This is a genomic window from Aeromonas sp. R2-2, assembly GCF_040908355.1.
Lineage (GTDB): Bacteria > Pseudomonadota > Gammaproteobacteria > Enterobacterales > Aeromonadaceae > Aeromonas > Aeromonas veronii.
The window spans coordinates 1-18,327 of sequence record NZ_JBFODQ010000015.1; the positions used below are offsets into that span (position 1 = coordinate 1).

At 56.7% G+C, this 18,327-nt stretch carries 17 protein-coding genes; 2 read left to right on the forward strand and 15 right to left on the reverse strand.

Translation table 11 applies throughout. The features are described 5' to 3' along the window. Positions 1-147: 147 nt before the first annotated feature. The 6 genes from AB5Z09_RS02520 to AB5Z09_RS02545 form a co-directional block, all read right to left on the reverse strand. Positions 148-711: a hypothetical protein gene (locus AB5Z09_RS02520; RefSeq protein WP_368194561.1), complete on the reverse strand. Its 564-nt coding sequence runs from the start codon at positions 709-711 to the stop codon at positions 148-150. 73 nt (positions 712-784) lie between these two features. Beyond that, positions 785-1,657 (reverse strand): NERD domain-containing protein, encoded by an 873-nt coding sequence (locus AB5Z09_RS02525; RefSeq protein ID WP_368194562.1) that lies wholly within the window; start codon positions 1,655-1,657, stop codon positions 785-787. Between the two features lie 23 nt (positions 1,658-1,680). After that, positions 1,681-2,388, reverse strand: a complete 708-nt coding sequence (locus tag AB5Z09_RS02530) for a phospholipase D family protein (protein WP_042056541.1) — start codon at positions 2,386-2,388, stop codon at positions 1,681-1,683. A gap of 311 nt (positions 2,389-2,699) precedes the next feature. Next, positions 2,700-3,083: a hypothetical protein gene (locus AB5Z09_RS02535; RefSeq protein ID WP_368194563.1), complete on the reverse strand. Its 384-nt coding sequence runs from the start codon at positions 3,081-3,083 to the stop codon at positions 2,700-2,702. A gap of 87 nt (positions 3,084-3,170) precedes the next feature. Further along, complete coding sequence (locus tag AB5Z09_RS02540) at positions 3,171-3,710, reverse strand: hypothetical protein (RefSeq protein WP_368194564.1); 540 nt, start codon at positions 3,708-3,710, stop codon at positions 3,171-3,173. Positions 3,711-4,335: 625 nt separating this feature from the next. Continuing rightward, positions 4,336-5,301 carry a hypothetical protein gene (locus tag AB5Z09_RS02545; RefSeq protein ID WP_368194565.1) on the reverse strand — a complete coding sequence of 322 codons (966 nt, stop codon included), beginning with the start codon at positions 5,299-5,301 and terminating at the stop codon, positions 4,336-4,338. 223 nt (positions 5,302-5,524) lie between these two features. Between AB5Z09_RS02545 and AB5Z09_RS02550 the strand changes: the two genes are divergently transcribed. Further along, a complete protein-coding gene (locus tag AB5Z09_RS02550; protein WP_005337611.1) occupies positions 5,525-6,400 on the forward strand; it encodes an OmpA family protein in 876 nt (291 codons plus the stop codon). 84 nt (positions 6,401-6,484) lie between these two features. Here AB5Z09_RS02550 and gloA read toward each other — a convergent pair whose 3' ends face one another. The 9 genes from gloA to AB5Z09_RS02595 form a co-directional block, all read right to left on the reverse strand. Then, entirely contained in the window at positions 6,485-6,898 is a 414-nt protein-coding gene (gene gloA / locus AB5Z09_RS02555; protein WP_368194566.1) for a lactoylglutathione lyase, read from the reverse strand. A 56-nt stretch (positions 6,899-6,954) separates the two neighbouring features. Continuing rightward, the gene (nth, locus tag AB5Z09_RS02560; RefSeq protein WP_368194567.1) at positions 6,955-7,596 is read right to left on the reverse strand and encodes an endonuclease III; all 642 of its coding nucleotides are present in this window, start codon (positions 7,594-7,596) and stop codon (positions 6,955-6,957) included. Between the two features lie 13 nt (positions 7,597-7,609). Further along, positions 7,610-8,362 carry an electron transport complex subunit E gene (locus tag AB5Z09_RS02565; protein ID WP_368194583.1) on the reverse strand — a complete coding sequence of 251 codons (753 nt, stop codon included), beginning with the start codon at positions 8,360-8,362 and terminating at the stop codon, positions 7,610-7,612. A gap of 24 nt (positions 8,363-8,386) precedes the next feature. Beyond that, complete coding sequence (gene rsxG, locus AB5Z09_RS02570; RefSeq protein WP_368194568.1) at positions 8,387-9,019, reverse strand: electron transport complex subunit RsxG; 633 nt, start codon at positions 9,017-9,019, stop codon at positions 8,387-8,389. A 43-nt stretch (positions 9,020-9,062) separates the two neighbouring features. Then, positions 9,063-10,115, reverse strand: a complete 1,053-nt coding sequence (gene rsxD, locus AB5Z09_RS02575; protein ID WP_005337606.1) for an electron transport complex subunit RsxD — start codon at positions 10,113-10,115, stop codon at positions 9,063-9,065. Positions 10,116-10,126: 11 nt separating this feature from the next. Continuing rightward, complete coding sequence (gene rsxC / locus AB5Z09_RS02580; RefSeq protein ID WP_368194569.1) at positions 10,127-13,057, reverse strand: electron transport complex subunit RsxC; 2,931 nt, start codon at positions 13,055-13,057, stop codon at positions 10,127-10,129. A gap of 14 nt (positions 13,058-13,071) precedes the next feature. Beyond that, positions 13,072-13,650, reverse strand: a complete 579-nt coding sequence (gene rsxB, locus AB5Z09_RS02585) for an electron transport complex subunit RsxB (protein WP_005350799.1) — start codon at positions 13,648-13,650, stop codon at positions 13,072-13,074. A 2-nt stretch (positions 13,651-13,652) separates the two neighbouring features. Next, entirely contained in the window at positions 13,653-14,234 is a 582-nt protein-coding gene (gene rsxA / locus AB5Z09_RS02590; RefSeq protein ID WP_005337600.1) for an electron transport complex subunit RsxA, read from the reverse strand. Positions 14,235-14,416: 182 nt separating this feature from the next. Continuing rightward, entirely contained in the window at positions 14,417-17,560 is a 3,144-nt protein-coding gene (locus AB5Z09_RS02595; RefSeq protein WP_368194570.1) for a DUF3427 domain-containing protein, read from the reverse strand. Between the two features lie 153 nt (positions 17,561-17,713). On the opposite strand from AB5Z09_RS02595, the gene AB5Z09_RS02600 reads away from it, so the two are divergent. Continuing rightward, positions 17,714-18,181, forward strand: a complete 468-nt coding sequence (locus AB5Z09_RS02600) for a hypothetical protein (RefSeq protein ID WP_368194571.1) — start codon at positions 17,714-17,716, stop codon at positions 18,179-18,181. The last annotated feature ends 146 nt before the right edge of the window (positions 18,182-18,327 follow it).

Consider the following 18,327-nt stretch of genomic DNA (forward strand, 5'->3'; position numbering starts at 1 on the left):
GGGGATAGTCTGTTGGGTATTAGCTGGTCAAGGATGGCGATCATACCTCAGAAGCCGCGCCACGCCTCGCTCATATGAGGGGATGGTTAAGGGTAAGAAGTATCAAGGGCGGCCAATTGGCCGTCCTTGATGCTGATGAGTAATTATTTAAGGTAATGCTTTGATGGCGACTAATATTTTGTAATTGTTCTTCCATTCTCCCTCAATGGGTAACTCAGAAAACTCAATCGTTTTGGCATAAAAAAACGACTCGTTCTCCAGACAAGCAGGCCAAGTTTCAAATATCTTCCGTTTTCCTTTTGTTTCTGTCCAGACATCAGCCAACACCACGGCATAGCGTTGACGTTTGATTGGTTTCAACAGTCCCTGTTCAATTAATTTTTGGGACTCAGTAGATTGCATACGTTCAAGATCACTTCTGACACTATGAGTTTTTGACTGCGGAGCGGTAAATCGCTTTGCCTCAATAAAAAACACATCTGTTTCAGTAAAAACTACAGCATCGAGATGTTTATTGTCTGTTGTACAGATTGGAGCTTCAAACCAAGAGAAACAGGTGCCGGGGTAGACACGCTCCATTGCGGATACAAAGTTATTGGTGAGGTTTCGTTCTGTGAAACCAGTAGATCCGTGAGCTGGGTAATAGTTGGTGAATATGTGTGCATATCGTTCACGCATATGTTTGATTAGTAGGTCTAGGAATGCTTGCATATCACTTCTCCGTTGAGATTGGTTAGTGCTACCAGTGCTTTTAATGAGCCTGATTATTGTGAACATCAAAATTTTATAGGGAGACTTTGTTCAATAACGTCTTAATTTCGCTGCACTTTGGGTATCCACTGCATCCCCAAAACCGATTGCCTCGGTTATCCCCCCGTTTGGCGGTACGCAATACCATCGGGTTGCCGCATCTGGGACATAGTGGATTTGCTTGGGTGAGCGATTCGGTGATGGTTGGCGCGGCGTTCACCACCTGATTGACGACAGGCATTGCAGCTACGGATAAAGGCGGGCGGGGAACCTCGCTGTGACGTGCTTTCAACTGAGCCACATGCTGTTTATGGGTCTGCCAATTGGCGGCCAGTCGTCCCCGCTGGATGGTGTCGATCACTCTGGTGACTTCAGCAGGGGTCAGCACCTGCGCGGTTTTACTCTTGATATAGCGAATAAGCCCACGGTTCATCACGTTATCCGGCATGGGGGTTTTAAAGGTGCAGTCGCCAATAAAGTAGATAATCGAATGGAGCTGATGATCAGCAAGACCCAACAAGGATTTGAGCGTCATCAGGTGCAGATAGTTTTGGCGCAGGGGATTTTGAAAGGTATGTCTGCGGCGATAGAGCTGCTGGGTCCAGCTCTTGTGGGCTGGATTGCCAAATATCCACCCCTTGATGTTCTTGGTTTCGATGACAAACAGCCCGAAGCGCGAGACGATCACATGATCGATCTGGGTAGTGCCCTGCGGGGTTGGTAGGGTGACATTCTTGAGCAGGTGGTACTCCCGCTTGTCGAGAAAAAGCCGGATGCCCAAGTTGATAAATGCTTCCCCAACCATCCCTTTGAACCTGGGCGTTTTGATCAGGGTGGCAATCAACAACAGAGGCAGCAGATACCAGAACTGGCCCAGCAGAACCGCAATAACGGGAGTGAAGTCCATTTCACATTTATCCAGCCAGTGAATTAGAGGGGATTCATGGCCTCTGGCCAGAGGAAATAGGGGCCAAATTTGGGGCTCATTCTAAACTCCCCACCTTCCTCCTTGCCTTTGGCTGTGAGGTAATGCTTGCTGTCACGCAGCTCAAGCAAGCCGTGAGTCACCATTTTTTCCAACAACTCATTGGTTTTGATCCCCCACTTTTGCGCCAGTTTGGATGAGGTCAGTTTTTCAGTGGCTGACTCATTTTCGTTAGCAGAAGGCTGTTGGGTTTCAGCTTCACTGACAACCCGTTCAAGTGATATGCGGACTTCATCACTGACCCGAATAATTCGTTGGGCCTCATCATAGGCATCACGGTAAAGGTCATGATCTTCCGAGCGCTGGATCAATACCCCCATCTCGTTGTTATTGACCTGACTGAACTCGTAGAGATTGAGGCTGGTGACAATGCACATCTCTTCATTGAGATAGCACTTGGCATGGAGGTTTTTGCAAAAGCTGGTGCGGATATAGGTGAGCTCTTTGAGCCAGCTGATCTCTTCCGGTTGCAGCTCGCTTTTGCCATAGACGATCCGCACATCGATCTTGAGGCGGTTTTTGTCGGTGAGCAGCTCCTTGATCCTGTCGTTGAGCTTGAGGAAGGGGCTGATCAGGATCAGACGTTCTTTGGCATCTTTGATAAGTTCTTCAAGAAAATAGTTGGTTGCGCTGGTATTCAAAAACTTGGCCATGGCAAAAATCTCTATCCCTGTGGTGTAACTGGTGGCGCAAATACTTGGCTGGCGCTCGGCAGGCCATCTCCATTCCGGGCGCCGTGATCACCCAGCCAGTGCGGTTGGCAATCGACATCGTGGCTCCATGTGGATGATGGGGGCCAAACTGAGCCATTCTACCCATTCCATCGGAAGGAATATGTGACAGATTGCACTAACTCTGTGACAAGGCTGGATTTTTCGGGGCGGGCTGTGGTTGATGGTAAATCGCAGGTGCAAAAAAGCCCCTTGGCGGGGCTTGGTGTCTGGCAAGGCCGGTGTCGGGATTATCAATCGAACAGGATGCGGCCGCTGGTGCCGGCATCGCTGTCTTTCCAGCTGGCGCCGCTTTTGCGCAGGGTGTAAGTGATGGTCTCCTGCTTGAATTTCAGGTAGTCGCTGCCGCTGTGACTTGGTTTGACCTGATTGCCATCGATATAGGTTTCCCCTGTGGTATCGACGTGAATTTCGGCCACGGTGCGGCCATCGTCAGTGACCGCTTTATAGTTGCCAGCCCACGGGCTCTCATCGCCATACTGCACGGCCCCTTCCTGCGCGTGCGCTTGGGCATGGGTCTTGTGGCCGTGATGGCTTTTGGCCACGGCGCAGCCGGAGATACCGACCGCCAGCAGGCAACCGAGGGTGACATTGAGCAGAGTCTGTTTGGATTTCATCTTCATTTACCTGTATCAAATAATTGCAATGGATAAGGGGTGGAGCCCCCACGGTAGGTGTGGGCCCTGTTGAGCCGTGGCTCGAAATCAGTCCTGATTGATGCCATAAATATGGCCGCGGGCGTCGGTGAGGCAGTGCCAGAGTCGGTCATGGGGCCCTTTGATATCAATCATCATCCCCGCCTGGGAGTCGGCCACATAGTCGAGGGTCAGTTTGCTGCGGCTGACGCCCGCTTTTCTGGCGACGGCGTTCATGCAGGCGTTCTCGGCAACCTTGGTTTGCGCAGTGCTGCCGTTGTAGGCACTGTTGCTGGCGCTCTCATCATCGCCGTCGTCATCGTTCTCATCGTCATTGAGCTGGCAGGCGCCGCTGTCGCCATTTTTGACAAAATAGGTGATGCCCCAGTCGCCATTTTTCACCATGGAGAGGGTGGTGCGCCCCTTGCTCGCCTCGTAGAAATTTGAATTCACTTTTTTAAGTGGAACTTGCTGTTTATTGATATAAGCCGTGCCATCTTCGACGCGAAGATTAATATGTCCAGGACAGCTGGCGGATAAATCAGGCACCCTTGCATATGCGGTTCCGGTCATGACCAATACAGAGAGAGCAAGCAGCGTTTTTTTCATCAGATAACCTCAAATCAACAAGGATCAGCAAGTGTGATGTCGTCAAAATAACGGTTGCTATGCCTTAACGTTATTTCTATGCCCATTGCACACCTGTTATCGGTACCCCGCAGCCAGGCTTTTCAGTGCGCCTCGTCCTGCCGGGATGACGCCAAATTTAGCCGTCGGGTGATGTAAGTAAAATAAAACAGGATTAATTGGATTCATAAAATATGAAAAACTATAAATCATTTAAAACAATGAGTTATGTGCAGTTCAGGTCACTGTGCAAAAGATGAGGGACCATCCGGGATGGTTCCTTATGGGCATCGATAAAGTTGGCCATAGGGCTGCAATGCCGGGAGTAGAGTATTTCCTCTGTTGCATGATGGCACAGGCTGGCGACATCACAGGACCAATTAGCCATTGCGCGCCGTAAATACACAGACAAAAAACTCCAATATTCGGTGTGCGAGGGGGAAATTAGCCTACCAGCAGGTGGATATTTTTACCTGATATGACTGGGTGGTGAGAAATATGAAAGGGGGCAGATCAATAAATCCTCCATCAATACGGGCATAATTATCCGGAGTGTTACTGTGCTTTTCCTGAGGATTGCCCACTCGTGGCAGGAAAATATAACGACTTAGAAACTCATGGCCAACCCGATGGAATAACCGCTGGTGTTGTGGCTGAACATATAGCGGGCAACCAGCCGGGTACGGGTGACTATGATGTCGTATTTGCTGCTGTCCAGCTCCAGACCGGCGCCGATCGAGTTGAGGGAGTCAAAGCCAAGCAACCCCCGTTGTTCCCCCAGATATGCGGTATGAGCCCCCTCCAGTACATAGCGCACCGGTCTGTCGAGCAGGGTCCAGTGGAACAGCGGGGCTCGGCGGCGCAGATAGAGACCGAGGTTCTCCGCCTCGGCGTGACCACGGACGCTGGTCGAGGTGCCGCCAAAGCTCTGCAGGTGCTGGTAGGAGTAACGCACTTCGATATCGATATCCTGCGCCTTTGAAAAGAGCTCGTAGTCGAGCATCAGCGAGCCCCCCAGTCCGTACATATTGAGCTGTCCACCATCGAGAAAATCCAGCGAGTAGCCCTTGGTGCGCTCCAGCAGCCAGTTGCCGATCCGCAGATCGCTGGCCATGGTACCGAGCGAGACGTTGGCGATGGGGCGCATTACCCAGTGGCCACCGCGCGGGTCTTCATGGAGGGCGATATCCCAGCCGATCCCACCAGAGGCGGTCAGGCTGTTCCATTTGGTCGGGAGGGTGCGGCTCTCGGTGCCGTTGCTCACCACAAACTGGGGATCGTAGCGGCTAAAGCCGATCGCTCCTTCCAGATAGATGGGCACGGCTTCGCTCATGGTGGCGCCGCCACCGATCTGGGTCATGTTGAGGGCGGCAGATTGATTGGTGCCGCTGCCGATATCGAGGTTGCTGGCGGTGATGTCGGGCACCACGGTGAAGGTCATCAGCGAGAGCACCGCATTTGCGCGCTCCTGTGCCCACTCCTGATCCTGTGTTGCAGCTTTGACGGTGCTGCCGGATAGCGCCAGCAGCATTGGCAACAACATCTGCAATAAAGAGGAGCAAGAGCGGTGCATGAGTTTGGTTCCCGATAAGCGGCGTCTGATTGCCCTGGTTTTACTGTAGCGAGCTTCCTGCCGGTTGGCACGGAGCTAAGAGGGGGGAATAAGCGCCGCTTGCGGTCGGTTGCCGCTTGGGGGCAAGCCTTTGCCACACCAACGGCACGCCTTTGCAGTTTGTCGCTAAAGCTTGGCCTCTTGCCGCCGATATCTCTTGTGAGATCGTGTGGAGGGCAAGCAATTGAACGCTTGGGTGTTGGGGTTGGTCAGCATATCAGTGAGTATGCAGTTACAGGCTGGGGTCACCGAATTTGGTGCCGGTCTGGATCAATCCGTCTGGCGTTTGACCTCCGATACCCAGATTGAGTGTCGCCTCGAGCATCCTATTCCCAACTGGGGAACGGGGGCTTTTGTCAGCCGCGCCGGGCGCAAGATCAACCTCGACTTCGAGCTCAAGGGCAAGCGGCCACAGGCCCAGACCCAGACGGTGAGTCTTGGCATCATGCCGCCGGTATGGCGCCCGGGGATTGCCGGGCGAGAAGTAAGCCAGCTGCGCTTCTATCAGCAGTTCGATGGGCTGGTGGAGGGGCAAACCGCCTGGACCATGCTCGACGAGCTGGAGGGGGGACGGATGCCGACCTTCCAGTATCGGGACTGGTATCGCCAGAACCGCGCGGTGCGAGTGTCCCTCTCGTCGGTTAACTTTCGGGTTAAATATCAGGCCTTTATAGACTGTCTGAGCGGGCTCTTGCCCTACAGCTTCAATGACATCGCCTTTAGCGTGCTTACCTACGACAAAAACAGCGATCAGCTCTCCATCCCCTCCAAGCGGCGGCTGGCGATGATCAGCGAGTTTATCAAGGCGGACAAGAGCATCGACGTGGTGGTGATAGACGCCTACAGCGACAGCTATGGCGGCCGCTGGCCGAACCTGAAACTCTCCGAGAAGCGGGCCGATGCCATCAAGAAGGTGTTTGTCGATCTGGGGATCGATCCCGGCAAGATCTCGGTGGAGGGGCATGGCGAGAAGCAGCACGTCGCCTCCAACGAAACGGAGCAGGGGCGAGCCAAGAACCGGCGGGTGGTGATCAGCATGGGGCGCAATGGCGAGATCTAGTGCTGTCCCCGGCAAAGAGGCATAAAAAAGAGCGCAGATGCGCTCTTTTTTGATCCTGCCATCCGGCAGCGGGAGTCGGGTAGCTTAGAAGTTGTCACCCAGGCCGGTACCGGCATCTTTCTTGGCGATCAGTTCAATCTTGTAACCGTCCGGATCTTCGACGAAGGCGATGACGGTGGTGCCACCCTTGACCGGGCCCGGCTCGCGGGTGATCTTGGCACCGGCGGCGCGCAGCGCTTCGCAGGTGGCATAGATGTCGTCTGCTTCCAGCGCGATGTGGCCATAGGCAGAGCCCAGTTCGTACTCGCTCACCCCCCAGTTGTAGGTCAGCTCGATCACCGCTTCATCCTTCTCGTCACCGTAACCGACGAAGGCCAGGGTGTACTTGTACTCGCTGTTCTCGCTCTTGCGCAGCAGCTTCATGCCAAGGACGCGGGTGTAGAAGTCGATGGAGCGTTGCAGATCGCCGACACGCAGCATGGTATGCAGAATTCTCATTGCTCAGTTCTCCGGGTTGGTGATGTGTACTGCTTTCAATCTCGGTTGCGAGGCCATCAGCTGTCGGGATAGACCTTCTCTTTGTATTCGCACAAGTCCTCGATGATACAAGAACCACAACGGGGCTTGCGAGCCAGACAGGTGTAACGCCCGTGCAGGATGAGCCAGTGGTGGACATCCAGCTTGAACTCGGCGGGTACCACTTTGAGCAGCTTCTCCTCCACCTGCTCCACGTTCTTGCCTACCGCAAAGCCAGTGCGGTTCGATACCCGGAAGATATGGGTATCGACGGCGATGGTGGGCCAGCCAAAGGCGGTGTTGAGCACCACGTTGGCGGTCTTGCGGCCGACGCCCGGTAGGGCTTCCAGCGCTTCGCGATTCTCCGGTACCTCGCCGCCATGGCGCTCCAGCAAGATGGCGCAGGTCTTGATGACGTTCTCGGCCTTGGTGTTGAAGAGGCCAATGGTCTTGATGTACTCCTTGAGCCCGTCCACCCCGAGACCCAGCATTGCCTGCGGGGTGTTGGCCACCGAATAGAGCTTGTCGGTTGCCTTGTTGACGCTGACATCGGTCGCCTGCGCCGAGAGCAGCACGGCGATCAGGAGTTCAAACGGCGAATTGAAGTTGAGCTCTGTGGTGGGGTGGGGATTGTTTTCCCGCAGTCGCTCGAGGATCTCTCTGCGTTTCTGGTTGTTCATGCCTTGCTTCCGATCATAGCTCGGTCGCCCGGACGCGGGCCGGGGCAACGTTGCAGTGGGCCACGGTAGCGGCCTGTTTGCGGTCCCGCCAGTCGTTGATGGCGTTCTTGGCTGCGATCAACAGCCCCAACCCGATAAAGCCGCCCGGCGGCAAAATCGCCAGCAACAGGCTGGCATCGGCGTGGAACAGCTCGATGCGCAGGGATTTGGCCCACTCGCCCAGCAGCAGCTCGGCGCCATCAAACAGGGTGCCCATGCCGATGAGCTCGCGCATGCCGCCCAGTACCAGCAGCACCAGGGTAAAGCCAAGGCCCATCATCAGGCCATCGAGGGCCGCCAGCAGCGGCGGATTCTTGGAGGCATACGCCTCGGCGCGGCCGATGATGACGCAGTTGGTGACGATCAGGGCGATAAAGATGCCGAGCGCCTGATAGAGGCCATAGGTGTAGGCGTTCATCAGCAGCTGTACGCTGGTCACCAGCGAGGCGATGATCATCACATAGACCGGGATGCGAATATCCTTCGGCACCCAGTTGCGCACCAGCGAGACGGCGAGGTTGGAGCAGACCAGCACCGCCATGGTGGCAAGGCCCAGCCCCAGCGCGTTGGTAAAGGTGGAGGAGACGGCGAGGGTCGGGCAGAGCCCCAGCACCTGCACCAGCGAGGGGTTGTTCTTCCACAGCCCCTGACTCATCAGCTCCTTGAGCTCGCCCTTGCGGCTTTCCAGCTCGGCAATCGGGGCTGCGCCCGTTTCAATCTGTTCCATCTGGTTCATGATGGTTCGACTCCGTTAGTTCGCCGCCAGACAAGCCGGGGCGTTGCTGAGCAGTTCGGGTTGCTCCTGCTGCAGTTTCAGCAGGTTCTTCACCGCCTTGACCACGGCTCGCGGGGTGATGGTGGCGCCGGTAAAGGCATCGAATTCACCGCCATCCTTCTTCACCGCCCACTGGGGCTCGTTGTCATGGGTCAGGAATTTTCCGGCAAAGCTGTTGATCCAGTCCGATTTCTTCAGCTCGATCTTGTCACCCAGGCCCGGGGTCTCGTTGTGAGCGAGCACGCGCACGGCGGTGATGGAGCCCTTGGCATCAAAACCCGCCACGATGCGGATCGCCCCGCTGTAGCCATCCGGCGCGATCGCCTCCAGCGCATAGCCGGTCACCACGCCATTCTTGCTGGCGGTATAGAGGGCTTGCGGCTGATCGCTGCCCAGATACGTCCTGCTGGTCACCTGCTTGCAGCTGGCCACCAGATCGTTGTCATAGCTCCCCTCTGGCAGCAATACCGAGAGGGTCTGCTGCTTCTCCAGCTGTTGCTGGTGGGCGATTTTATCCTTGGTCAGCTCGTTGGTCAGTACCACCAGCGCGGTACAGCCCAGCGCGAACATCGCCAGAATAAGGCCGTTCTTGCGCATGCTCTTTAACATGTCCGGGCTCCGTCAGCTGTGATGGGGGAAAAGGGCAGAAACATCATTGGCGACGGGCTCCATACACTTTCGGGCGAGTCAGGCTGTCAATAAAGGGTACGCAAAGGTTGGCCAGCAGCACGGCGAAGGCGAACGCATCGGGATAGCCGCCAAAGCGGCGAATGATGTAGACCAGCACGCCAATCAGCACGCCATAGACCAGTCGGCCACGCGGTGTGGTGCAGGCGCTGACCGGATCGGTGGCGATAAAGAAGGCCCCCAGCATAGTCGCGCCGCTAAAGAGATGGAACATGGGCGTGGCAGTCGCATCCGGGCTCACCAGATAGCCGATGGTGGAGGCCGCCAGCAGGGCACCGAGAATCGCGGTGGGAATGCGCCAGTTGATCACCTTCTGTTGCAGCAGGAACAGGCCGCCCAGCAGATAGCCGAGGTTGACCCAGCTCCAGCCGATGCCGCCCCAACCCTCGAATAGCGGGCCGCTCAGGATCTCGCCTGTGGTGAGCCCCTGGGTCAGACCGGTTTTCAGGGTATCGAGCGGGGTCGCCATGGTGAGACCATCCACCCCCTGCTTGAGCTGGGCCATGCTGTAGCCGTCGAGGCTAAAGCCGGTGAAGATCACCGACGCCGCATCACCAAAGCCGAGGCTGTAGGCGCGCACGCTCTCCGGCGGTAGCCAGCTGGTCATCTGCACCGGGAAGGAGACCAGCAGCAGCACATAGGCGACCATGGCCGGGTTGAACAGGTTCTGGCCCAGTCCGCCGTAAAGGTGTTTGGCGACAATGATGGCAAAGGCCGTGCCCACCACCAGCATCCACCACGGCAGCAGCGGCGGCAGGGAGAGACCGATCAGCACGGCGGTGAGCGCCGCACTGCCATCCATCAGGGCAGGCTTGATAGCGCGGCCACGGAGCTTGAGCACCAGCGCCTCGCACAGCAGCGCAGTGACCAGCGCCAGCAGGATCTGGATAAAGGAGCCCCAGCCGAAGAACCAGGTCTGGGCCAGCAAGCCCGGCACGCAGGCCAGGATCACCAGCAGCATCAGGGTTCGGGTCTGTTTGCGGTTATGGGCAAACGGCGCAGTCGCAATATTGAACATGAGTCTGTCGATTACCTTGTGATTGTTCGGTCGGCTGACGGTGCATCTTCCGCGGCAGTTTCTGCGGCTCTGGCCGCCTCGGCCGCCAACTTCTTCGCCTTGGCGCGGGCCACGGCGGCTGCAATGGCCGCTTTTTTCGGATCAACCGGGGCATCAGCCGCAGGGGCGCTCGCTTCAGGCGCGGCAGTGACGGCAAGTGGTTGCTCACTGCTGGCTGCATCGCTTTGCATCGGCTCGGCCGGTGCGCGCTCACCCTCAGTTCCGGCTCTATCTACCTGAGTAGCGGCACTTTCTACCTCAGCATCGGCATTTTCTACCTCAGCACTGGTATTTGCGCTCTGCTGGGCCAGCTTTTTGGCCTTGGCACGGGCGATGGCAGCGGCGATAGCGGCCTTCTTGGGATCGACCGCTTCGCTTGCAGCCGTATCGCTTTGGCTGGTGGTTACTTCGCTCTTGGCTACCGCCACGTCGCGGGTCTCCACTCTGGCAGCTGGCTCACTCTGCGCGCCTTCAGCACCGGCACTTTCGCCCTGCTGGGCCAGTTTTTTGGCCTTGGCTCGGGCGATGGCTGCGGCGATAGCGGCTTTCTTGGGATCGACCGCTTCGCTTGCTGCCGTATCGCTGTGGCTGGTGGTTACTTCGCTCTTGGCTAGCGCCACGTCGCAGGTCTGTGCGCTGGCAGCTGGCTCACTCTGCGCATCCTCAGCACCGGCACTCTCGCCCTGCTGGGCCAGCTTTTTGGCCTTGGCACGGGCAATGGCAGCAGCGATAGCGGCTTTCTTGGGATCAATCGCTTCGCTGGCCGCAGATGGCGCATCGCTTTGGGTGGCAGCTGTTTCGCTGGTGTCAGCATTTGCAGTCAGATCGCCTTCAGCGCTGTCACTCTGCTGGGCCAGCTTCTTGGCCTTGGCACGAGCGATGGCGGCAGCAATTGCAGCTTTCTTGGGATCGACAGGGGCGTCATTTTGCGTGTTGACCTCGGCTGCCGTGCCGTTGGCTGCGCTTACCGGCTCGCCACTGGCTTCGGCCTTTTTGGCTTTGGCCCGGGCGATGGCTGCGGCAATCGCTGCTTTTTTCGGATCAACCTCTGCCTTTTGTTGATCAGCATCTACTACCGCAGGGGCAGCAGCGGTTTCGGCAGCCACAGGCTCGGCGCTATCGCCAGCCTGAGCGGCTTTCTTGGCCTTGGCGCGGGCCAGTGCGGCGGCGATGGCCGCTTTCTTGGGATCGCTGGCGGGGTCAATCGCCTCAGCGGATTGTGGCGCAGCGGCGGCAGTGTCGCTGTTTGCGCTCTCTGCCTGCTTGGCGGCGCGGCGCGCCTCCGCTTCCCGTTTGCGGGCTTCGCGGGCGGCGATCACGGCGCTATTGTCAGGCAAGCCCTCGGCGGTGGCGGCAATGGCAGTGATGGGGGCATCCTGCTTGGCCTTGATGCGGGCGAGGGCGGCTGCCACCGGATCTTCGCCGCCTGCGGCCGTCATGGTCTGACGGCGCTGGGCGGCGGCTTCGGCATGGCGCGCTTCGCGGGCCGCTTTCTCCCGCTCGAAACGGGCCTGCTTGGCCTCGAAACGCTGCTTGGCGCGCTCGGCCTTCTCGGCCTCGGCACGGGCTTCGCGAATGTCGTCTTTGGCGATCTTGTAGTACTGCACCAGCGGGATCTCGCTCGGGCATACCCAGGCGCAGGCACCGCACTCGATGCAGTCCATCAGGTTGAGCTTCTCGGCCTTGTCATACTCCTTGGCCCGGCTGTACCAGTAGAGCTCTTGCGGCAGCAGAGTGGCCGGGCAGGCATCGGCGCAGGCGCTGCAACGGATGCAGGGCTGCTCCGGGCCGGGGGCGGGCAGCTCGGCCTGCGTCGGCGCTAGCAGGCAGTTGGTGGCCTTGACCACCGGCACCATGGCGTGGGGCAGGGTAAAGCCCATCATGGGGCCACCCATGATCACCCGCTGCTCCGCTTCCGGTTGCAGTTCGAAACGCTGCAACAGCCAGCGCACCGGCGTACCGAGGCGCACCCAGGCGTTGCCGGGCTTTTTGAAGCTGTCGCCGGTGAGGGTGACGATCCGCTCGATCAGCGGTTCGCCGTCGATGATGGCGCGCTTGATGGCAAACACGGTGGCGACGTTGAGCACCATGATGCCGATATCGACCGCGCGGCCGCCTTTGGGCACCTGACGGCCGGTGAGCAGCTCGATGGTCTGCTTGGCTCCGCCCGAGGGGTACTTGGTCGGTACCGTCTTGACCAGCACATCTTCATCGGTGGCGTGGCGGGTCAGCTGCTCGATCGCCTCTGGCTTGTTGTCTTCCACCCCGATCAGGGTCAGCTTGGGCTTGAGCAGGTGTTTGAGCACCCGGATGCCATCCATGATCTCGTCGGCATACTGCTGCATCAACCGATCGTCGGTGGTGATATAGGGTTCGCACTCCAGCCCGTTGACGATCAGGATCTCGGTGAGTTGACCGCGGCCGTCGAGTTTGCTGTGGGTGGGGAACACGGCGCCGCCAAGGCCCGCCACCCCCGCCTGCTGGATGCGCTCGAGCAGCTCGCCCCGCTCCAGATTCCAGTAATCGGCTTTGCCATTGCGCTCGCCCCACTCATCCTCCCCATCCGGGGTGAGGATGACGCAGAGATCGCCGAGTCCGGAGGGGTGGGCAACCGTGTGGTTGCCAATCTCGGTGATGGTGCCCGAGGTGGAGGCATGGACAGGCACGACCCGCCCCTTGGCATAACGGGTCAGCGGCTGACCCTTCTTGACCTTGTCGCCCACCTGCACCAGCAGATCGCCGGCGGGGCCTGCGTGCTGGCGCAGCGGAATGATGAGGCGCGGCGGCAGACCGGCGTCTACCACCGGGCTCTGGCTTGATTGCAGCTTGTTGTCGGCGGGGTGAATGCCACCGTGAAAGTCCCAGAGCGTGCCGGCTTTGATACGTTCGAGTAAGGAATGCATGGTTGCTCCGCTGTTTATTCCACTATCTTGACCGGAATCTTGCCCGGAACATGCACGTTATTGAGGTCCCACTTCCAGTTATCGACCGTGGTGGGCACCGGGATCATCTCGATGCAGTCGGTCGGGCAGGGATCGACACAGAGATCGCAACCGGTGCACTCGTTGGCAATCACGGTGTGCATCGCCTTGGTGGCGCCGACGATGGCATCCACCGGGCAGGCCTGAATGCACTTGGTGCAGCCGATGCACTGATCTTCGTGGATAAAGGCGACCTTTTTGACCGGCACGGCGGCCTCGTCACTGCCCCCCAGCGGCTGGGGCTCGACTCCCATCAGATCGGCAATCTTGCGCATGGTGGCCTCGCCACCGGGCACGCACTTGTTGATCTGATCGCCGTTGGCGAGCGCCTCGGCGTAGGGTTTGCAGCCGGGATAGCCGCACTGGCCACACTGGGTCTGGGGCAGCAGGGCATCGAGCTGATCGACGATGGGGTCTGCTTCCACATGAAACTTGACGGCGGCAAAGCCCAGGATAATCCCGAACGCCAGCGCCAGCAGGGTGAGCACCAGAATGGCAAAGAGAATATGGATCATGGTTATATCTTGATAAGGCCGGTAAAGCCCATAAAGGCCAGCGACATCAGACCGGCGGTGATCATGGCAATCGACACCCCGCGAAACGGGGCGGGCACATCGGCGGCGACCAGACGCTCGCGCATGGCGGCAAACAGGATCAACACCAGCGAGAAGCCGGTGGCGGCGCCAAAGCCGTAGATCACACTCTGGATAAAGTCGTGTCGCTCATTGATGCTGAGCAGCGCCACCCCGAGCACCGCGCAGTTGGTGGTGATGAGGGGCAGGAAGATCCCCAGCAGGCGGTAGAGGGTCGGGCTGCTCTTGCGCACCACCATCTCGGTAAACTGCACCACCACGGCGATCACCAGAATAAAGGCGAGGGTGCGCAGATAGGCGATATCCAGCGGCAGCAGGATATAGTGCTCCACCAGATAGGAGCTGGCACTGGCGAGGGTCATCACGAAGGTGGTAGCCAGCCCCATGCCGATGGCGGTTTCCAGCTTGCCGGAGACCCCCATAAAGGGGCAGAGGCCGAGGAATTTCACCAGCACGAAGTTGTTAACCAGCACGGTGCCGATCAATAAAAGCAGGTACTCAGTCATCAATTACCGTCACTGAAAGTCGGGTTATCGGGGGTTGAAGGCGGGCGGTATTATCTGACGTTAGGGCCAGTTAAACAACCGCAAGGCCGCATGGTTATTATGCAACTGGATAATTTAGACGGGGTTTTGGGCGAGAATCCGGTGGGTTTTGCGTCATATCACCCACCGGGTGAGAAGCCTTACTAACCAACAGCCAGTTTGGCGGCCTCTTTCCACATAAATGGCGGCATCGGAGTAGTGAGACGCCATTTAATGTTCATCGGTTGGCTGCCAGTGTGGGATACGTACTCCACCTCACCAAAGTTCACAAAGCCAAGGGTGCGGCCAAATTCATCTTTGCTCTGCTCGCGGACGAACAAAAACAAGCGCTTACCTTCTGCTCTGTGGTTTATGTAACTCAGCCCCTTGCCCCGTTCTGGGCGAGCGCTGTTTTGGCTCTGCCAATGAAACAGCGACTCGTTGATGGCGTAGTCGTGATAACGGGTAGTGGGGGAGAAGTGCTGTTCCGTTTTGTTCAAGGTCACGAACAGCAACTCGATATTTTGCTCTGCGATGACATAGACCCCTTCGCGAGCCGTGGGTTGCTGCGCGAAGGTGGTCGCGCCAAAGCCAACCAGCACCTGCTCTCTGGCATAGCGAGCATGCAGTTGCAGCGGATTACCGGGAAGGTTTGGCATGGCGCTTTGTTCGTGTTGCACCCGGTTGATCAGCATGGGCAACAGATCTGCCAGCTCGGCCCTTAATTCAGGTTGATTGAGTTGTTTCAGGCTGTGCGCCAAGGAGCTAAAGCCAGCAGTGGGGCCGCTTTGTTGCCAGAAGTCGTAATGGCACATCAAGGCCATGCGTGCATCGTGCTCGGCCGTTAAGGTAAATGCGTCTGCCACCAAGGTTTGTAAGAATTTCAAGTAATGGAGCGCATCACAGCCCAATAGCCGGGTTTTGATGGCCCGGGTGTAGAGGGTGGATAGTTTCTCATCGCTCATTTCAGAAATGGTATGGTTGCTAGCCTGTTTGACCAAGGCGCTCCAATTGCCGCGCTTGTAGATCTCCTCAAGGCTGATGTGAGGGTAGAACTTCAAAAAGTTCGCCAGCGTCAGCGGTAAATCACAATCCAGTGAGAAACGGCGGATCAGGCCCATGAGGCATGAGGTATTGAGGGTCGCCTTTTTGATATTGCTCAGAATTAACTCTTGGGTTTGTTTTGAGAGTTCGATGCGGCAGCCCAAGGGGGCGTGAGGGAAGCCCTGTTTGATTTCGTGGCTGATCGCCTTGTTGGTTTTGCCCACCAGTGCCCGGAATTTCTGGGCAAAGTCATACTCCGCACGGGCATTGCCAACAAAGTCCAACACGGTGCAGCACTCTTTATCGCTCGCCAGCCGCAGGCCGCGCCCTAATTGCTGTAAGAAGATGGTGAGGCTTTCCGTTGGTCGTAAAAACAGCAAGGTATCGACTTCCGGGATATCAACCCCTTCGTTGAAGATGTCCACCACGCAGAGAATATTGATAACCCCAGTGCGCAAATCTTGTTGTTTACTATGCCGCTCGTCTCGATTATCGCTGGTGAGGATGTCAGCCTTGATGCCCTTCAATAAAAATGCCTTGCACATAAAGTCGGCATGTTCACGGCTCACACAAAATGCCAGCGCTTTGATCTTGGTAATATCGGTGACGATCTCATTGAGGCTCTGGACTATTTTCTGTACCCGCTGCTGATTGTGGGTATAGATATTGGTGAGCTCAGTGATGTCATAACGGCCATTTTTCCAAGCCACTTGGCGCAAGTCAGTATCATCATCGATACCAAAATATTGGAACGGACAGAGATGGCGACGATTGATAGCCTCGGGCAAGCGTATCTCTGCTGCGATGACACCACAAAAGTCGGCAAGAATATCACTGCCATCATGGCGCTCTGGCGTTGCGGTTAATCCCAACAAAATGTGAGGTTCAAAAGCGGCGAGCAGACCGCGATAACTGGCCGCCGCAATATGGTGAACCTCATCGATGACGATGTAATCGAAATAGTCTGGGCTAAGACGTAAATTAGCCAGCTGGTTATTCAAGGATTGCACCGAGGCAAATAGCTGACGGTAGTGGGTTGGCACGGCACCGCCGACCAAGAGTTCGCCAAAATTGGATTGCTTGAGCACTCCGCGGTATGAGGCCAATGCTTGGCGCAAGATCTCCTCTTTGTGGGCGACAAACAGAAACTTGGCATCGGGTTTGGTTTTCAAAAAACGCGCAAAATCAAAGGCGGATATCAGGGTTTTCCCTGTACCGGTAGCCGCTACCACCAAGTTACGAAAGCGCTGATGTAAAGCGCGTTCCATCGCCAATTGTTCAAGGATCTCCAGTTGATGGGGAAACGGCGTGATATCAAAGAAATAGGCAGGGCTATTTTTGTCCCCATCCCCACGGGCCTCTTGCAGCGCATGCTGCAATTTTGTACGGCTTTCGAGCTTGCCATCAAACAGCTCAAAATCATCGGATTCCCAATAGGTTTCAAAGGTACTCAGGGATTTCTCGATAATATGCGGGATCTCTTGCGAGGTGATTTTTAGGTTCCACTCCAAGCCGCTGGTGAGGGCAGAGTGAGAGAGATTGGAGGAGCCTATATAGCCGGTATGAAAGCCGGTATTCCGGCAAAAGAGATAGCTCTTGGCATGCAACCGCTCGCGCTGGGTGTTATAGCTGAGTTTGACTTCGGTATTTGGGAGACTAGCTAAAAATTCAACTGCCTTGGCGTCGGTCGCCCCCATATAAGAGGTAGTAATTACTTTTAATTGGCGGCCGCTGCGAGTGAACTCTTCCAGCTCATGACGGAAAATCCGGATACCTGCCCATTTGATAAATGAGACCAGCCAGCAGATGCTATCTGCCGATAATATTTCCCGTTTAATCTCCGACTCCATCGACAAACCCGCATTGCTGCCACAAAACAGTTCGCTCTGAGTGAGACCTGTCAGAGGGAAAATATCCTCGGCATATTGCTTTAAATTGGCGGAAATGGGGTTATCCAACTGGTAGAGCGCTGTCAGAATTTTTCCCTGACTATCGATGAGGTTCTCGCTAATAAAGTCTGGGTCTTGTGTGCGATCCTTTAGCCAAAGCAATAACTGGTTAGCCAGCTCAATCTGCCGTTGCAGCTGATCCTCTCCAGTTACCGAACCAACCGCATATTCCAAAACCCGGCTCAGAAATCTGGATAACCAAACTGCCGCTTCGGCAGGCTCAAGTTGGCGTTCCCCCACGTAAAAGTGCTCGCGGTCGAGTCGAGATGTCAGCAGTTGAGTAATGAGCTGTTCATAAATACCGCATTGTTGCATCGCACTTTAGCCTTGAACGTTGTACATGAGGGTGGCGAGAAGAGTATCATTTTTTCCAACCAAATCAGTAAGCTGTTGTCGTCTGTTACTCGTTTGAAAATCGCTCCGGTTTTCGTGATACAGCCCGACAGTGACAACCACAGGGAGGTGGTGATGGATCCGGTTTCCTATCTTTTTTCGGCTTATCTCAATCTGGTACAGCAGCAGGTTGCGGATATCTATGGCACCGAGGCCAAGACGCTGGTGGTGCAGTATGAGGGGGAGTCGGTCCCGTTCTCTTTTCAGCTGTGGCAGATCCAGCAGCCGAGCGTTTGCCGTCCTTATGAGCAAGATGTGCGGCGCTTTAGCCAGTGCACGGTCAAGGCGTCCGCCCTGTTTCACAAGCTGTGCGACGACCTGACCCGGCAGGATGACAGCAGTTGGCAACTGTCCAAATTTCGCACCATGTACTGCTCGGCTGCCGTCAGTTATCGGCCGATGATTGCAGAGATTGGGGATGCCAAGCAGAGTCCTGCCAAGCTGGCGGAGCGCGCCTGCAATCAGGCGATTCTGGCTGCGATGGACAGTGACGATGAAGCCCTGCTGGCCCAGCGGAATAAAGCGTGCGCAGCGGTGCAGTAACGCGAATTTATTTGACCAGATCATTTGCGCTCGCTTTGCGCGTCACGGCACACATGGGCTCTCTCTTGCCGGGTAAGATGGGGTTGCCCGCCGTGGCGACGACAGTCGGATGTTTGCGGGTATATGCCGGTCACATCAGCCAGATC

Coding starts and splice junctions, on each gene's coding strand:
- AB5Z09_RS02520 (WP_368194561.1), bottom strand. CDS start 711: ATGCAAGCATTCCTAGACCTACTAATCAAACATATGCGTGAACGATAT.
- AB5Z09_RS02525 (WP_368194562.1), bottom strand. CDS start 1,657: ATGGACTTCACTCCCGTTATTGCGGTTCTGCTGGGCCAGTTCTGGTAT.
- AB5Z09_RS02530 (WP_042056541.1), bottom strand. CDS start 2,388: ATGGCCAAGTTTTTGAATACCAGCGCAACCAACTATTTTCTTGAAGAA.
- AB5Z09_RS02535 (WP_368194563.1), bottom strand. CDS start 3,083: ATGAAATCCAAACAGACTCTGCTCAATGTCACCCTCGGTTGCCTGCTG.
- AB5Z09_RS02540 (WP_368194564.1), bottom strand. CDS start 3,710: ATGAAAAAAACGCTGCTTGCTCTCTCTGTATTGGTCATGACCGGAACC.
- AB5Z09_RS02545 (WP_368194565.1), bottom strand. CDS start 5,301: ATGCACCGCTCTTGCTCCTCTTTATTGCAGATGTTGTTGCCAATGCTG.
- gloA (WP_368194566.1), bottom strand. CDS start 6,898: ATGAGAATTCTGCATACCATGCTGCGTGTCGGCGATCTGCAACGCTCC.
- nth (WP_368194567.1), bottom strand. CDS start 7,596: ATGAACAACCAGAAACGCAGAGAGATCCTCGAGCGACTGCGGGAAAAC.
- AB5Z09_RS02565 (WP_368194583.1), bottom strand. CDS start 8,362: ATGGAACAGATTGAAACGGGCGCAGCCCCGATTGCCGAGCTGGAAAGC.
- rsxG (WP_368194568.1), bottom strand. CDS start 9,019: ATGTTAAAGAGCATGCGCAAGAACGGCCTTATTCTGGCGATGTTCGCG.
- rsxD (WP_005337606.1), bottom strand. CDS start 10,115: ATGTTCAATATTGCGACTGCGCCGTTTGCCCATAACCGCAAACAGACC.
- rsxC (WP_368194569.1), bottom strand. CDS start 13,057: ATGCATTCCTTACTCGAACGTATCAAAGCCGGCACGCTCTGGGACTTT.
- rsxB (WP_005350799.1), bottom strand. CDS start 13,650: ATGATCCATATTCTCTTTGCCATTCTGGTGCTCACCCTGCTGGCGCTG.
- rsxA (WP_005337600.1), bottom strand. CDS start 14,234: ATGACTGAGTACCTGCTTTTATTGATCGGCACCGTGCTGGTTAACAAC.
- AB5Z09_RS02595 (WP_368194570.1), bottom strand. CDS start 17,560: ATGCAACAATGCGGTATTTATGAACAGCTCATTACTCAACTGCTGACA.
- AB5Z09_RS02600 (WP_368194571.1), top strand. CDS start 17,714: ATGGATCCGGTTTCCTATCTTTTTTCGGCTTATCTCAATCTGGTACAG.